The 14,772-nt window shown below is 71.1% G+C and carries 13 protein-coding genes and 1 pseudogene; 7 read left to right on the top strand and 7 right to left on the bottom strand.

Going from position 1 to position 14,772, the window contains the following annotated elements; all coding sequences use genetic code 11:
* Positions 1-194 precede the first annotated feature (194 nt).
* Both ACZ7HQ_RS00390 and recD2 read right to left on the bottom strand, forming a co-directional pair.
* Positions 195-1,484, bottom strand: coding sequence for a citrate synthase (locus tag ACZ7HQ_RS00390; protein WP_470982747.1), 1,290 nt, complete (start codon positions 1,482-1,484; stop codon positions 195-197).
* A gap of 236 nt (positions 1,485-1,720) precedes the next feature.
* Complete coding sequence (recD2, locus tag ACZ7HQ_RS00385) at positions 1,721-3,973, bottom strand: SF1B family DNA helicase RecD2 (RefSeq protein ID WP_470982744.1); 2,253 nt, start codon at positions 3,971-3,973, stop codon at positions 1,721-1,723.
* Between the two features lie 235 nt (positions 3,974-4,208).
* Here recD2 and ACZ7HQ_RS00380 point away from each other — a divergent pair, with 235 nt between their 5' ends.
* The 4 genes and pseudogenes from ACZ7HQ_RS00380 (at position 4,209) to ACZ7HQ_RS00365 (ending at position 7,128) form a co-directional block, all read left to right on the top strand.
* Positions 4,209-5,129 (top strand): ribokinase, encoded by a 921-nt coding sequence (locus ACZ7HQ_RS00380; RefSeq protein ID WP_470982742.1) that lies wholly within the window; start codon positions 4,209-4,211, stop codon positions 5,127-5,129.
* A pseudogene (locus tag ACZ7HQ_RS00375) lies at positions 5,108-5,382 on the top strand (RbsD/FucU domain-containing protein). Before ACZ7HQ_RS00380 ends, ACZ7HQ_RS00375 begins: the two are co-directional and overlap by 22 nt.
* Positions 5,383-5,547: 165 nt before the next feature.
* Positions 5,548-6,279, top strand: coding sequence for a DUF4097 family beta strand repeat-containing protein (locus ACZ7HQ_RS00370; protein ID WP_470982739.1), 732 nt, complete (start codon positions 5,548-5,550; stop codon positions 6,277-6,279).
* A gap of 129 nt (positions 6,280-6,408) precedes the next feature.
* Positions 6,409-7,128 (top strand): VC0807 family protein, encoded by a 720-nt coding sequence (locus tag ACZ7HQ_RS00365; protein ID WP_470982737.1) that lies wholly within the window; start codon positions 6,409-6,411, stop codon positions 7,126-7,128.
* 6 nt (positions 7,129-7,134) lie between these two features.
* On the opposite strand, the gene ACZ7HQ_RS00360 is transcribed toward ACZ7HQ_RS00365, so the two are convergent.
* From ACZ7HQ_RS00360 to ACZ7HQ_RS00350, 3 genes are read right to left on the bottom strand one after another with little or no spacing between them, the layout of a single operon-like run.
* On the bottom strand, positions 7,135-8,001 hold the full coding sequence (locus ACZ7HQ_RS00360; RefSeq protein ID WP_470982734.1) for a sugar phosphate isomerase/epimerase family protein: 867 nt from the start codon (positions 7,999-8,001) through the stop codon (positions 7,135-7,137).
* Positions 7,998-9,149: a dihydrodipicolinate synthase family protein gene (locus ACZ7HQ_RS00355; RefSeq protein WP_470982732.1), complete on the bottom strand. Its 1,152-nt coding sequence runs from the start codon at positions 9,147-9,149 to the stop codon at positions 7,998-8,000. The genes ACZ7HQ_RS00360 and ACZ7HQ_RS00355 overlap by 4 nt, the downstream gene beginning before the upstream one ends.
* On the bottom strand, positions 9,146-10,297 hold the full coding sequence (locus tag ACZ7HQ_RS00350) for a Gfo/Idh/MocA family protein (protein ID WP_470982729.1): 1,152 nt from the start codon (positions 10,295-10,297) through the stop codon (positions 9,146-9,148). The genes ACZ7HQ_RS00355 and ACZ7HQ_RS00350 overlap by 4 nt, the downstream gene beginning before the upstream one ends.
* Before the next feature lie 232 nt (positions 10,298-10,529).
* Between ACZ7HQ_RS00350 and ACZ7HQ_RS00345 the strand changes: the two genes are divergently transcribed.
* The gene (locus ACZ7HQ_RS00345; RefSeq protein WP_470982726.1) at positions 10,530-11,585 is read left to right on the top strand and encodes a LacI family DNA-binding transcriptional regulator; all 1,056 of its coding nucleotides are present in this window, start codon (positions 10,530-10,532) and stop codon (positions 11,583-11,585) included.
* Here ACZ7HQ_RS00345 and ACZ7HQ_RS00340 read toward each other — a convergent pair.
* On the bottom strand, positions 11,571-12,131 hold the full coding sequence (locus ACZ7HQ_RS00340; protein ID WP_470982724.1) for a hypothetical protein: 561 nt from the start codon (positions 12,129-12,131) through the stop codon (positions 11,571-11,573). The genes ACZ7HQ_RS00345 and ACZ7HQ_RS00340 overlap by 15 nt on opposite strands.
* Positions 12,132-12,206: 75 nt before the next feature.
* Positions 12,207-12,515: a hypothetical protein gene (locus ACZ7HQ_RS00335; RefSeq protein WP_470982721.1), complete on the bottom strand. Its 309-nt coding sequence runs from the start codon at positions 12,513-12,515 to the stop codon at positions 12,207-12,209.
* A 370-nt stretch (positions 12,516-12,885) separates the two neighbouring features.
* On the opposite strand from ACZ7HQ_RS00335, the gene ACZ7HQ_RS00330 reads away from it, so the two are divergent.
* Positions 12,886-13,815, top strand: coding sequence for a GNAT family N-acetyltransferase (locus ACZ7HQ_RS00330; RefSeq protein WP_470982718.1), 930 nt, complete (start codon positions 12,886-12,888; stop codon positions 13,813-13,815).
* Positions 13,816-13,832: 17 nt separating this feature from the next.
* On the top strand, positions 13,833-14,633 hold the full coding sequence (locus tag ACZ7HQ_RS00325) for a sugar phosphate isomerase/epimerase family protein (RefSeq protein WP_470982716.1): 801 nt from the start codon (positions 13,833-13,835) through the stop codon (positions 14,631-14,633).
* The last annotated feature ends 139 nt before the right edge of the window (positions 14,634-14,772 follow it).

Below are 14,772 nucleotides of genomic sequence, written 5' to 3'. Positions count from 1 at the left end.
CGTGGGGGGACCGGCGACAGGGCGCCTTCTGCTTTTCACCTGTGACTCAGGGACCGCCCATGGGGTCATCTGAGGTTCAGCGCTCCCCCGTGGGGTCGCCTGTGATTTCAGGGCCCATGCGCCCTCCCACTCGTGGGATCGGCTGACGCCACAGCGAGGGGCACCAGGCGAGCGGCGCCCCTCAGCGGCAGGTGTCAGCGCTCCTCGACCGGCACGAAGTCGCGCTCGACGACACCCGTGTAGATCTGGCGCGGGCGGCCGATACGGGAGCCCGGCTCCTTGATCATCTCGGTCCACTGGGCGATCCAGCCCGGAAGGCGGCCCAGGGCGAACAGGACCGTGAACATCTCGGTCGGGAAGCCCATGGCCCGGTAGATCAGACCGGTGTAGAAGTCGACGTTCGGGTACAGCTTGCGCTCGACGAAGTAGTCGTCGGAGAGCGCGTGCTCCTCCAGCTTCAGGGCGATGTCGAGGAGCTCGTCCTCCTTGCCGAGCGCGGAGAGCACGTCGTGCGCGGCGGCCTTGATGATCTTGGCGCGCGGGTCGAAGTTCTTGTAGACCCGGTGGCCGAAGCCCATCAGGCGGACGCCGTCCTCCTTGTTCTTCACCTTGCGGATGAAGGTGTCGACGTCGGAGCCGGAGTCGCGGATGCCCTCGAGCATCTCCAGCACGGACTGGTTGGCGCCACCGTGCAGCGGGCCCCACAGCGCGCTGATGCCGGCCGAGATCGACGCGAACATGTTGGCCTGCGACGAGCCGACCAGGCGGACCGTCGAGGTCGAACAGTTCTGCTCGTGGTCGGCGTGCAGGATCAGCAGCTTGTCCAGCGCGGAGACCACGACCGGGTCCAGCTCGAACTCCTGCGCCGGGACCGAGAAGGTCATGCGCAGGAAGTTCTCGACGTAGCCCAGGTCGTTGCGCGGGTAGACGAACGGGTGGCCGATCGACTTCTTGTACGCGTACGCCGCGATCGTCGGCAGCTTGGCGAGCAGCCGGATCGTGGAGAGGTCGCGCTGCTTCTCGTCGAACGGGTTGTGGCTGTCCTGGTAGAAGGTGGACAGCGCCGAGACGACCGAGGACAGCATGGCCATCGGGTGGGCGTCGCGCGGGAAGCCCTTGTAGAAGTTCTTGACGTCCTCGTGCAGCAGGGTGTGCCGCGTGATGTCGTTCTTGAACGTCGTCAGCTCGTCGACGGTGGGCAGCTCACCGTTGATCAGCAGGTACGCCACCTCGAGGAAGGTGGAGCGCTCGGCCAGCTGCTCGATGGGGTAGCCGCGGTAGCGGAGGATGCCCGCCTCGCCGTCGAGGTAGGTGACCGCGGATTTGTAGGCGGCCGTGTTGCCGTAACCGCTGTCCAGCGTCACCAGACCGGTCTGGGCGCGGAGCTTCCCGATGTCGAAGCCCTTGTCGCCGACGGTGCTGTCGACCACCGGGTAGGTGTACTCGCCGTCGCCGTACCGCAGTACTACAGAGTTGTCGCTCACGTCTTCCCTCACCGACGTAGTGCCTCATCTTCGAGGTGCCCTGACTGTCTCTACCATCCCCCATTTGGCTCAGGAGAGTGCACTCGGGGTCGACCATTGGGCCTATCGACGGCACTCAGTGCCGCCAACCTGCTCATCCTGCCCCCTCCGAACGGCATCTGGAAGTGCTCTGTGACCTTCACGACTCATTTGATCGATCATTTTTTCTGATGCCGTCCGCCGACCGTACGAGCCGGTTACGCCAGCCTGAAATCGAGGGCTGTGCAACGCCGTCCGGCCGACACCGTGCGCACCGCCTGTCCGATCGCCTTGCGCGAACCGACGAGGACGACCAGCCGCTTGGCCCGGGTGACCGCCGTGTAGAGCAGGTTCCGCTGGAGCATCATCCATGCTCCGGTCGTGACGGGAATCACCACGGCGGGATATTCACTCCCCTGCGAACGGTGGATGGTCACCGCGTACGCATGTGCCAGTTCGTCCAGTTCGTCGAATTCGTACGGAACCTCCTCGTCCTCGTCCGTCAGCACCGTCAGGCGCTGGTCGACCGGGTCGAGCGAGGTGACGACGCCGACGGTGCCGTTGAAGACACCGTTCTTCCCTTTCTCGTAATTGTTGCGAATCTGGGTGACCTTGTCGCCGACGCGGAAGACCCGGCCTCCGATCCGCTTCTCCGGCAGATCGGGCCGCCCGGGCGTGATGGCCTGCTGGAGCAGCCCGTTGAGTACGCCGGCCCCGGCCGGGCCCCGGTGCATCGGCGCGAGGACCTGCACGTCCCGCCGCGGATCGAGCCCGAACCTGGCCGGAATCCGCCGCGCGGCCACGTCCACGGTGAGCCGCCCGGCCTCCTCCGTGTCGTCCTCGACGAAGAGGAAGAAGTCCTTCATCCCGTCGGTGACCGGATGCTGCCCGGCGTTGATCCGGTGCGCGTTGGTGACGACACCGGACTGCTGGGCCTGGCGGAAGACCCGGGTGAGCCGGACCGCGGGCAGGGGACCGCCCTCGGCGAGCAGATCCCGGAGGACTTCTCCCGCGCCGACGCTGGGCAACTGGTCCACGTCCCCGACGAAGAGCAGATGAGCACCCGGGGGCACGGCCTTGACCAGCTTGTTGGCGAGGAGGAGGTCCAGCATGGAGGCCTCGTCCACGACGACGAGGTCGGCGTCGAGCGGGCGGTCCCGGTCATAGGCGGCATCCCCTCCCGGCTTCAGCTCCAGCAGCCGGTGCACGGTCGAGGCCTCGGCACCGGTCAGCTCGGCCAGCCGCTTGGCGGCACGCCCCGTCGGAGCGGCGAGCAGCACCTTGGCCCGCTTGGCCCGGGCCAGCTCCACGATCGAGCGCACCGTGAAGGACTTGCCGCAGCCGGGCCCGCCGGTGAGGACGGCGACCTTCTCGCTGAGCGCGAGCCTGACGGCGGCTTCCTGCTCCGGGGCGAGGTCGGCGCCCGTACGGCTCTTCAGCCAGCCGAGGGCCTTGCCCCAGTCGACGTCCCGGAAGGCCGGCATGCGGTCCTGGTCGGTCCGCAGGAGGCGCAGCAACTGGGCGGAGAGGGACACCTCGGCGCGGTGGAAGGGGACGAGGTAGACGGCGGTGACGGGCTGCTCGGCATCACCCTCCGGCCCGGGCACCTTCTCCCGTACGACGCCCGGGTCCGAGCCGTCCTGTGCCGGCTCGGCCAGCTCCGCGAGGCACTCGATGACAAGCCCGGTGTCGACGGCGAGGAGCTTCACGGCGTCGGAGATCAGCCGCTCCTCGGGCAGGAAACAGTGCCCCTGGTCGGCGGACTGGGACAGGGCGTACTGCAGCCCGGCTTTCACCCTCTCCGGGCTGTCGTGGGGGATCCCGACGGACTGGGCGATCTTGTCGGCGGTGAGGAAGCCGATGCCCCAGACGTCGGCGGCGAGCCGGTACGGCTGCTCCTTGACGACGGAGATCGACGCGTCGCCGTACTTCTTGTAGATCCGCACGGCGATGGACGTGGACACTTCGACGGTCTGGAGGAAGAGCATGACCTCCTTGATCGCCTTCTGCTCCTCCCAGGCGTCGGCGATCTTCCTGGTCCGCTTGGGTCCGAGACCGGGGACTTCGACGAGCCGCTTCGGCTCCTCCTCGATGATCCGGAGGGTGTCCAGTCCGAAGTGCTGGGTGATCCGGTCGGCGAAGACCGGTCCGATGCCTTTGACGAGGCCGGACCCGAGATAGCGCCGGATGCCCTGCACGGTGGCGGGCAGGACGGTGGTGTAGTTCTCGACGTGGAACTGCTTGCCGTACTGGGGGTGGGAGCCCCAGCGGCCCTCCATCCGGAGCGACTCGCCGACCTGGGCACCGAGCAGCGCGCCGACGACCGTGAGGAGGTCTCCGCCGCCTCTTCCGGTGTCGACGCGGGCGACGGTGTAGCCGTTCTCCTCGTTGGCGTACGTGATGCGCTCCAGCACACCCTCGAGCAAGGCAAGCCGCCGCTCACCGGTCTGCGTCCCCGCCTGTCGAGCCATGATCCGACGGTACCGGGCGGGTCTGACAGGAGGGGCGGAGAGGGGATCGCCGGAGAAGGGGGAGCCGATGGTGAAGGTGCCCATGAGGGTGGTCACGAAGGACAACGTGGCCGGCTTCAGCGGCTGACGACGGCAGGGGCGGGCGGTCGGACCCCATGGAACGCCGCCATGGGCCACCATGGGGCGGCGTGGGCGACGGCCGTCCGCCCGGGTCATCTCTCTGGGGAGTCAACTGATGTACGACTACGACCTGCTGGTCGTGGGTTCGGCCAACGCCGACCTGGTGATCGACGTCGAACGGCGGCCCGCCGCCGGGGAGACGGTGCTCGGCGGCGACCTGACCGTCCACCCGGGCGGCAAGGGCGCCAACCAGGCGGTCGCCGCGGCCCGCCTCGGCGCCGGTACGGCCCTGCTGGCCCGGGTCGGTGACGACACCTACGGCCGGCTGCTCCTCGACTCCCTGCACGCGGCCGGCGTCGACACGGTCGGCGTACTGGTGGGCGGGGCACCGACGGGCGTGGCACTGATCACCGTGGACCCGGCCGGGGACAACAGCATCGTGGTGTCGCCGGGTGCCAACGCCCGGCTCACCCCGGCGGACGTCCGGGCGGCCGTGAGCCTGTTCCTGGCCTCGCGAGTGGTGTCGGCGCAGCTGGAGATCCCGCTGGAGACGGTGGTGGAGGTGGTACGGAACCTGTCCCCGGACAGCCGCTTCGTGCTGAACCCCTCGCCGCCCCGGCCCCTGCCGACGGAGGTGCTCGCGGCCTGCGACCCGCTGATCGTGAACGAGCACGAGGCACGGGTGATCCTCGGCGACGCCTGTGTCAGCGAGGAGCCTGCGGACTGGGCTCGGCTGCTGCTGGCCAAGGGTCCGCGCTCGGTGGTGGTGACGCTGGGCGCGGAGGGGGCGCTCGTGTGCGACGGCTCGGGGGTGACGCGGGTCGAGTCGGTGAAGGTGGACGCGGTCGACACCACCGGTGCCGGGGACGCGTTCACGGCCGCGCTCGCCTGGAAGCTGGGCACGGGCGCCCCGCTGGCCCGGGCGGCGGCCCACGCGGCCCGGGTCGGTGCGGCGGCCGTGACGAAGCGGGGCGCGCAGGAGTCGTACCCGACGACGGAGGAGGTCGACGCCCTGTGCGGAAGTCGGGAATCCTGAACCGTCATCTCTTGGGCGCGCTCGCCGAGTTGGGGCACAGGCACGAGGTGCTGGTGTGCGCCGACCGGGTCCTGCTGGACCGGCACTTCCCGGATCTGGACCTCGTCCGCGCGAGCGTCTGAAGGAACGGTCGGCGGGCGCCCGGCTGGTCGTCCGCACCGGGGAGGCCCGGCCGTACACCGATGTGCTGCTGCGGTGCGGGGTGTCCTTCCAGGGGCCGCCCCTCGCGGGTCACCGCCGGCCGGGTGGGTGATCCGCAGGCGCATGCGGGGGTTAACCCCATGGCGGGGCTCGTCGCGGGCTTTGTAACGTCGTGCCGAGGGCGGATTCGATCACGGTTCCGACCTGCGCTTCGACCATACCGCCGGCCGGTACTGCCGACCGGCTCGGCGACTTGTGCACAACGGGGGAGATTCTCATGCACCAGCGGCTCCGCTTTCTCGCGGCTGCGTCCGTGACCGTGATCGCGGCAGGAGCGCTCGGCGCGTGCGGTGCGCTCGACGACAAGACCTTCGAGGACGACCACGCCGTCTCGCAGAAGATCACTGCGATGCGGCTCGACAACGCGAACGGCGGGGTCGAGGTGCGGGGCACCGAGGGTGCCACGAAGGTGTCGGTCCACCGCAGGGTCACCTACCGGAACGACAAACCACAGTCCCCGAGCTACCACGTCGAGAACGGCGTCCTGGTGCTCGCCGGCTGTGGCCACCACTGCGCGGTGGACTACACGGTCGACGTGCCGGCGAACCTGCCGGTGACCGGTTCGACGACGAACGGAGAGGTGGACCTGTCCGCCGTGGGCGAGGTGAAGGTGTCCACCAGCAACGGGGACGTGACCGTCGACGGCGCGAGCGGGCCGGTCGACCTGCACACCTCGAACGGCGAGGTCGAGGCGAAGGGGCTGAAGGGCCGCGGGGTGAGGGCCGAGACGTCCAACGGGTCGGTCTCCATCAGCCCGGCGGTGGCCCAGAACGTGTGGGTGAAGACCTCCAGCGGCAACGTCACCGTCGCGGCACCCGCCGGCCCCTACCGGGTGTCCACCGACATCAGCAGCGGCAGCCCGCACATCTCCGTGCCCACCGACCCGTCCGCCAGGTACGCCCTGGACCTGAGGACCTCCAGTGGGGACATCACGGTCAAGCCCGCCTGACGGCCCCCGCCCCCGCCCTCCGCCCCGCCAACCTTGCCAAAACGAATCCTGGTCGTGAATGATCATGCCCGCCGACGACCACTTTCATCAGCAGGAACTCCGGGGGGAATCATGTCTGTTCAGGATGCCATGGACACGCCAAGACCGGCGGACGTGCGGGCGGCACAGGCGGAGGAACGCCCGCTGCCGCCTGCCCGGTCCCAGGGCAGCGCCGCGGCCGGCTGGATCCTCACCATCGCGCTGAACGTGGCGGCGCCGATCTTCACCTACAACGCCCTGCATGACCGGGGGTGGAGTGAGTTCGCCGCACTGCTGGCAAGCGGTGCCTGGCCGGTGCTCGACAGTGCCGTGCACCTCGTGTGGCGGCGCCGCCTCGACGAGTTCGCCATCGTGACCCTGGCGTTCCTGGTCATCACGGCTGTCGTCTCACTCGTCGGCCCCCACTCGGCCGGGGCCCTGCTGGTCAAGGACTCGGCCGTCACCGGTCTCTTCGGCCTGCTGTGCCTGGCGACGCTGCTGGCGCCGCGGCCGCTCATGTTCTACTTCGGCCGCAAGTTCGCCACCGACGGCACCCGCGCGAGCACCGCCTGGTGGAACGGCCTCTGGCAGTTCGAAGGGTTCCGCACGACCGTACGGACGATGACCATCGTCTGGGGCGTGGCCTACTGCCTGGAGGCCGTGGTCCGCATCGCGTTGGCCTCCGTGCTGAGCACCGGCACCGTGGTGAGCATCAGCCCGATCCTGATCTACGGCGTCCTCGGCGGCCTCGTCCTGTGGACGACCCTGTACGGCAAGCGGGCACGGCGCAGGGGCGAGGAACGTACCGCCGCGGCCGCGGCCCAGGGCTAGACGGCCTCACCCGGATCGCGGTCGGGGGCCCTGGGAAGAGCCCGACGAGAAGTGTTCGGCGAAGCGTGCCGCCGTCTCCACCAGCACCTCCCGGCCGTCGCGTGCCCACAGGCCCTCGTTGAACAGCTCGACCTCGATGGGGCCGGCGTAGCCCGCGTTCTCCACGTATCCCTTCCACTCCCGCATGTCGATCGCGCCGTCCCCGATCTGGCCCCGGCCGTTGAGGACGCCCTCGGGCAGAGGGGTGACCCAGTCGGCGAGTTGGAAGGTGTGGATACGGCCGCCCGCCCCCGCCCGCGCGATCTGCGCCGGGGCCTGGTCGTCCCACCAGATGTGATACGTGTCCACGGTCACCCCGACCTGGTGGGCGGGGAAGCGTTCGGCGAGGTCCAGGGCCTGGGCCAGCGTCGACACCACGCAGCGGTCGGCGGCGTACATGGGGTGCAGGGGCTCGACGGCCAGGCGTACGCCGTGGTTCCCGGCGTACGGCGCGAGCTCGGCCAGGGCGTCGGCGACGCGTTCGCGGGCCGCCCGCAGGTCCCGGGTTCCGGGCGGGAGACCGCCCGAGACCAGGACCAGGGTGTCGGTGCCGAGGACGGCCGCCTCGTCCACGGCACGGCGGTTGTCCGTCAGCGCCTTCGCCCGCTCGGACGGGTCGATCGCCGTGAGGAAGCCGCCCCGGCACAGGGTCGTCACCGTCAGGCCCGCGTCACGGACCAGCTTCGCCGTCGCGTCCAGGCCGTACGCCCGGACCGGTTCACGCCACAGGCCCACCTGGCTGACGCCCGACTCGACGCAGGCTTGCGCCAGTTCCGGCAGGGACAACTGCTTCACGGTCATCTGGTTGATGCTGAAACGCGCCAGACCGGTCATTGGTTCACCCCGTACAGCGACAGCAGGGTCTTCATGCGCTCCTCGGCGAGCTTCGGGTCCGGGAACAGGCCGAGGCCGTCCGCCAGTTCGTAGGCGCGGGCCAGGTGCGGGAGGGAGCGGGCCGACTGGAGGCCGCCGACCATGGTGAAGTGCGACTGGTGGCCCGCGAGCCAGGCGAGCAGGACCACGCCGGTCTTGTAGAACCGGGTCGGCGCCTGGAAGAGGTGGCGGGACAGCTCGACCGTGGGGTCCAGCAGACCCCGAAAGCCTGTCACATCACCCGTGTCCAGGGCCCGTACCGCCTCGGCCGCCAGCGGGCCCAGCGGGTCGAAGACGCCGAGCAGGGCGTGGCTGAATCCCTGGTCGTCGCCCGCGATCAGCTCGGGGTAGTGGAAGTCGTCGCCGGTGTAGCAGCGGACACCGCGAGGCAGCCGGCGGCGCAGGTCGATCTCCCGCCGCGCGTCCAGCAACGACACCTTGATGCCGTCGACCTTTTCCGGGTGCGCGGCGACGACCTCCAGGAGCACCTCCGTCGCCGCATCCAGGTCGCTCGACCCCCAGTAGCCCTCCAGTGCCGGGTCGAACACGGGGCCCAGCCAGTGCAGGATCACCGGCTCGGCGGACTGGCGCAGCAGGTGGCCGTAGACCTCCTGGTAGTCCTCGGAGCCGTGAGCCGTGGCGGCCAGCGCGCGCGAGGCCATCAGGACCGGCTGGGCGCCCGACTCCTCCACCACCGCGAGCTGCTCCTCGTAGGCCGCGCGGATCTCCGTCAGGGAACCGCCCGTGATCTGGTCGGTGCCGGCCCCGCAGGCGATCCGGCCGCCGGCCGACTTCGCCTCCGCCGCCGAACGGCGGATCAGCTCGGCCGCGCCCGCCCAGTCCAGGCCCATGCCGCGCTGGGCGGTGTCCATCGCCTCGGCGACTCCGAGTCCGTGGGACCACAGGTGGCGGCGGAAGGCGAGGGTGGCGTCCCAGTCGACGGCGGCGGGCGAGTCGGGGGTGGTGTCGGCGTACGGGTCGGCCACCACATGGGCCGCCGAGAAGACCGTACGGGAGGTGAAGGGGGTGCCCGAAGTCACCGGCAGCGGCTCGGGGCGCGGCTCGTACGTCCGCAACTCCCCATCCGTACAAGGGAGTCGGATGGTCACAGCGCGATCTCCGGTACGTCGAGGCGGCGGCCCTCGGCGGAGGACCTCAGGCCCAGTTCGGCGAGTTGCACCCCGCGGGCGCCGGCCAGCAGGTCCCAGTGGTACGGGGTGTCGGCGTGGACGTGCCTGAGGAACAGCTCCCACTGGGCCTTGAAGCCGTTGTCGAAGTCACCGTTGTCCGGCACCTCCTGCCACTGGTCGCGGAAGGCCTCCGTGGCCGGGACGTCCGGGTTCCAGACCGGCTTGGGGGTGGCGGACCGGTGCTGGACGCGGCACGTGCGCAGGCCGGCCACGGCCGAGCCCTCGGTGCCGTCGACCTGGAACTCGACGAGTTCGTCGCGGTGGACGCGCACGGCCCAGGAGGAGTTGATCTGGGCGACGGCGCCGCCCTCGAGTTCGAAGACGCCGTAGGCTGCGTCGTCCGCGGTGGCGTCGTAGGGCTTGCCCTGTTCGTCCCAGCGCTGCGGGATGTGGGTGGTGGCGAGGGCCTGGACGGACGTCACCCGGCCGAACAGCTCGTGCAGGACGTACTCCCAGTGCGGGAACATGTCGGCGACGATGCCGCCGCCGTCCTCGGCCCGGTAGTTCCAGGAGGGGCGCTGGGCGGCCTGCCAGTCGCCCTCGAAGACCCAGTAGCCGAACTCGCCCCGCACGGAGAGGATCCGGCCGAAGAAGCCGCCGTCGATCAGCCGCTTCAGCTTCAGCAGGCCCGGCAGGAAGATCTTGTCCTGGACGACGCCGTGCTTGATCCCCTTCCTCTGGGCGAGGCGGGCGAGTTCGAGGGCGCCCGCCAGCCCCGTCGCCGTCGGCTTCTCGGTGTAGACGTGTTTGCCCGCCGCGATCGCCTTCCTGACGGCCTCCTCGCGGGCGGAGGTGACCTGGGCGTCGAAGTAGATGTCGACGGACGGGTCGGCGAGTACGGCGTCGAGGTCGGTGGAGACGTGCCCCAGGCCGTGGCGGTCGGCGATGTCCCGGAGGGCGTGCTCGCGGCGGCCGAGCAGGACCGGCTCCGGCCACAGCACGGTGCCGTCGCCGAGGGCGAGGCCGCCCTGCTCGCGCAGGGCCAGGATCGACCGGACGAGGTGCTGGCGGTGGCCCATGCGCCCGGTGACGCCGTTCATGGCGATACGCACCGTCTTGCGTGTCACGTCAGTTCCCTTCGCACAGCATCGGCACGAGTGCAGCAAGCGCTTTCTACGGTGAGAAGCTAGCGTCAGGACAGTGGTCCGTACAAGACCGTGTCCCCTTCGAGTTGTTCGAGGGGGCGAACAAACGGAGGCCATGGCTTTAAGGTCTGCTGGAAGATCTGCTCGGAACCAGGAGCAGGGTCTGGCTGTCTACGAGGGCGTACGACACGATGCGCGACCGGAGGACGACGACATGACGGTGACCCTGGCGGATGTGGCGGCCCGCGCCCAGGTCTCCCCAGCGACGGTGTCGCGCGTGCTGAACGGCAACTACCCGGTGGCCGCCTCCACGCGCGAGCGGGTGCTGCGGGCGGTGGACGAACTGGACTACGTCCTCAACGGCCCGGCGAGCGCCCTCGCGGCGGCCACCTCCGATCTGGTCGGCATTCTCGTCAACGACATCGCCGACCCGTTCTTCGGGATCATGGCGAGCGCGATCCAGGCCGAGATCGGCGGGCCGGGCGGCCGGGCGGGCGGCGAGCGGCTCGCGGTCGTCTGCAACACGGGCGGATCGCCGGAGCGCGAGCTGACGTATCTCACGCTGCTGCAGCGACAGCGCGCGGCGGCCGTGGTGCTGACCGGCGGAGCCGTGGAGGACGCGCCGCACGCGGCCGCGGTCGCGGCGAAGCTGCGCAAGCTCGCGGAGGCCGGGACGCGGGTGGTGCTGTGCGGGCGGCCGCCGGCACCCGACACCGGCGCCGTCGCCCTCACCTTCGACAACCGGGGCGGTGCCCGCCGGCTGACGGAGCACCTCCTCGGTCTCGGCCACCGCCGCCTCGGCTACATCGCGGGCCCGGAGGAGCGTACGACCACCCGGCACCGCCTGGAGGGCCACCGGGCGGCGCTGGCCGCGGCGGGTATCGAGGAGGACCCTCGCTGGACGGTGCACGGACGGTACGACCGCCAGTCCGGTCACGAGGCCACGGTGGAGCTGCTGCGCCGCGATCCGTCGCTGACGGCGGTCGTCGCCGCGAACGACTCCGTCGCGCTCGGGGCGTGTGCGGCGTTGCGGGAGGCGGGGTTGCGGATACCGGAGGACGTGTCGGTGGCGGGCTTCGACGACCTGCCGTTCAGCATCGACGCGGTGCCTTCGCTGACGACCGTGCGGCTGCCGCTCGCTGAGGCGGGGGCGCGGGCCGGGCGTATCGCCATGGGGCGGGAGGAGCCGCCGCCGGGGGGTGTGGCGAGCGTTCGCGGGGAGTTGATGGTGCGGGGGTCCTCGGGGGTGCCCCGGTCAGCCGGGAAGTGATCGCCCCAGCGGCTGCAGGGGCGCCTCGCCCCTGCGGCGGTCCCGGTACCAGCGCTTTCCGGTGTCGTAGGCCCGCCGGGCCCGGCGTTCCGCGGCGATCCGGGTGGCGAGGTGGACCCGGTAGCGCCAGAGGCGCTGGCGGCCCTGGCGCACGGACACGGCGTAGGCGAAGGACACCGGGCCGCGGTCCAGGCAGTCGTCCGGCTGCTCGAACCAGGCCATGCCGGAGCGCGCTCCCGCCTGCACGGGGTGCAGTTCCGCACGGCGGTGCCGGTCGTACTCGCGCAGCGCCACCCGTGGGTCCGGGTACCGGGCGAGGCTGTGGGCCGGCACGATCGCGTCGATCACCGCCAGGCGGGTCCCGGAGCCGAGCGTGAGGTGCGTGGTGTGCGCGGCCTCGCCGGCCAGGACGACGGGGGTGCCGGCGTCGTCGTACCAGGTCCTGTTGCTGAGGTGCCGGAACCGCTGCCACTTCGCCGGTTCGCCGCGTGAGCGGACCCGGCGCTCACCACGCGTGCGCTCTCGGGGTCCGGTGCGGTGCAGCATGGATCCGGGCGCCCCATTGGGCTGGGCACCCGGATCCGCTGTCGCTGTCAGTGGGCGGCAGTCACGACGGTCGACTCAGCAGTCGTCGTCGTCATCGCCCCAGCCGCAGCCACCGTGGTCTCCTCCTCCGTGGTCTCCGCCTCCGTGGTCGCCCCCGCCGCCGTAGTCGCCTCCGCCGCCGTGGTCTCCGCCTCCGCCGCCGTAGCCGCCCCCGCCGCCGTGGTCTCCGCCCCCGCCACCACCGTGGTTGTCGTAGGCGACGACATGGTCAGGGGCCGCAGCGGAGGCCGCGGTGGCGGCTCCGGCTCCGGCGGCGATGGCCAGGATCGGCGCCGAGCAGACCGCGATGGCCACTCTCTTGATGCGGGTGGTGTGCGCGCGCATGATGAACCCCTCTCCGAGGGTGCGGTTGATGTACGGCGGCCGTGACGGGCCGTCAGCCTGCGCTCCGGAGCCTGCGCGTCGCTCCGTGCGCCCCTCCGCCGCCCGCGTTGCGCTACGGCGGCGAATCGTCACTCCCGAAACAGAACGGGCATATGTGACGTTTGTTCTTAAACTACGACGAGTTTACGACGAAGTCAAAAGGAGCGGGACGACGGAAGGAGGTAAGGACAAGGGCCCAACTTCCCCGCCGGGCAAGCCGTTTCGGCAGCCCTCCGGGGCCGCTGCGCCTTCGGACCGTGGACGCGGGCGGGTCGCGGGCTTACGCTCGGGGGGCGGTATCTCTGACTGAGTCAAGCATCCGGGGGCGATTATGAGCGTCCAGGACGTCCGAGCCTTCAACCGCTTCTACACGGGCCTCATCGGCGCCCTCGACTACGGCCGCCATCTCTACGCGCCGTACACGCTCACCGAATCCCGCATGCTGTACGAACTCGCCCAGGCCCCGCACGTGGACGCGGCCGACCTGCGCACCCTGCTCGACCTGGACGCCGGGTACCTGAGCCGGATCCTGAACAAGTTCGAGGACGCCGGGCTGATCGAGCGCGGGCCGTCGGAACGCGATCCGCGCCGCAGGCGGGTGCGGCTCACCGGGCGCGGGCGGGAGGCCGCCGGGCTGCTGGACGAGCGGGCCCGGGCGACGGTCGGGGCCATGCTCGACACCGTGGCCCCGGCCGACCGGCCGCGGCTGGCGGAGGCCATGCGGACCATCCGGGACCTCCTCGGCGAGCCGCGCACCCGGTCCGGCGAGGCGGTGCTGCGCGAGCCGCTCCCCGGCGACCTCGGCTGGATCGTGCAGCGCAACGCAGCGCTGTACGCGGCCGAGTACGGCTGGAACGCCGACTACGAGGGGCTGGTCGCCCGGATCGTCGCCGACTTCGCGGAGGATCACGACCCGCACCTGGAGCGGGTGTGGATCGCCGAGGAGGACGGGCGGCCGGTGGGGTGCGTGATGTGCGTACGGGACGACGCGCCCGGTACCGCGCGGCTGCGGCTGCTGCTCGTCGAGCCGGAGGCGCGCGGGCACGGCATCGGCGACGCACTGGTGCGGACGGTGATCGACTTCGCGCGCGGGGCCGGCTACCGCGACCTGGTGCTGTGGACCAACGACGTGCTGGGCGGCGCCCGCCGCATCTACCAGCGACACGGTTTCGTCCTCGTCGCGGAGAAGCCGCACCGCTCCTTCGGCAAGGACCTCGTCGGCCAGGACTGGCGGCTGGATCTACACGAATCGGGCGCATGACGAGTAGGGTCCGCCCCATGAAGCTGGCGTTCTCCACTCTCGGTGTCCCTGGCCTGCCCGTCCCTGAGGTCCTCGCGCTCGCGACCGCACACGGCTATCACGGCGTCGAACTGCGTGCCCACCCGGAGGAGCCGGTGCATCCCGGCCTCTCCCCCGCCGAACGCGCCGAGACGGCCGCCCTGTTCAAGGCGGCCGGGATCGAGGCGCTGGCCGTCGCCGGGTACGCGCGTGTCGCCGCGCCCGGTGACGACGAGCCCGTACTGGCGGAGGTCCGGGACCTCCTCCACCTCGCCCATGACCTGGGCGCGCCCTTCGTCCGGGTCTTCCCCGGCGCCGACCCCGACCGCCCGCGCGAGGAGTCCGACGCCCTCGCCGCCCGGCGGCTCGGCACCGCCGCGGAGGACGCTTCCGCGCTGGGGGTGCGGATCCTGCTGGAGACGCACGACTCGCACCGCACCGGTGCCGACGCCATCCGGGTCCTCGGCCCGGTCGGCCACCGGCAGGTGGGCGCGCTGTGGGACGTGATGCACACCTGGCTGGGCGGCGAGCAGCCCTCCGACACCTTCGCCGCGCTCCGCCCGCACCTGGGATACGTACAGGTCAAGGACATCGCGTCGGCGCAGGACACGGTGCCGCTGCCGCTGGGGTCGGGGGTGTTGCCGCTCACCGAGTGCGTGGATGTGCTCCTGCGGCAGGGGTGGGACGGGTGGCTGTGCTGGGAGTACGAGAAGCGGTGGTACGAGTCGGCTGCGCCGCTCGCGGGGCTGCTGGGCGCGGGGCGGGAGCATGTGCTGCGTCTGCTGGGCGAGGCCGCGTGACGCTGCGGCGCCCCCTGCCGGGCGCCGCCCCCACCCGGCCCCGGTGAACCGCTGTCCCGGCCCGCGGTGATCCAGCCGCGTCCGCGCCGGCCGGGTTCATGGCCATGGTGACGGTCATGAACCAGGTGCCGGGTGTGCG

It is taken from the genome of Streptomyces sp. NPDC037290 (assembly GCF_055603245.1).
This window is presented reverse-complemented; position numbering and strand designations above follow the sequence as displayed.

Excerpts from the sequence above, each read along its gene's own strand:
- ACZ7HQ_RS00340 (WP_470982724.1), bottom strand. The coding sequence starts at position 12,131 with ATGCTGCACCGCACCGGACCCCGAGAGCGCACGCGTGGTGAGCGCCGG.
- ACZ7HQ_RS00380 (WP_470982742.1), top strand. The coding sequence starts at position 4,209 with ATGTACGACTACGACCTGCTGGTCGTGGGTTCGGCCAACGCCGACCTG.
- ACZ7HQ_RS00365 (WP_470982737.1), top strand. The coding sequence starts at position 6,409 with ATGGACACGCCAAGACCGGCGGACGTGCGGGCGGCACAGGCGGAGGAA.
- ACZ7HQ_RS00325 (WP_470982716.1), top strand. The coding sequence starts at position 13,833 with ATGAAGCTGGCGTTCTCCACTCTCGGTGTCCCTGGCCTGCCCGTCCCT.
- ACZ7HQ_RS00345 (WP_470982726.1), top strand. The coding sequence starts at position 10,530 with ATGACGGTGACCCTGGCGGATGTGGCGGCCCGCGCCCAGGTCTCCCCA.
- ACZ7HQ_RS00370 (WP_470982739.1), top strand. The coding sequence starts at position 5,548 with ATGCACCAGCGGCTCCGCTTTCTCGCGGCTGCGTCCGTGACCGTGATC.
- recD2 (WP_470982744.1), bottom strand. The coding sequence starts at position 3,973 with ATGGCTCGACAGGCGGGGACGCAGACCGGTGAGCGGCGGCTTGCCTTG.
- ACZ7HQ_RS00330 (WP_470982718.1), top strand. The coding sequence starts at position 12,886 with ATGAGCGTCCAGGACGTCCGAGCCTTCAACCGCTTCTACACGGGCCTC.
- ACZ7HQ_RS00360 (WP_470982734.1), bottom strand. The coding sequence starts at position 8,001 with ATGACCGGTCTGGCGCGTTTCAGCATCAACCAGATGACCGTGAAGCAG.
- ACZ7HQ_RS00335 (WP_470982721.1), bottom strand. The coding sequence starts at position 12,515 with ATGCGCGCGCACACCACCCGCATCAAGAGAGTGGCCATCGCGGTCTGC.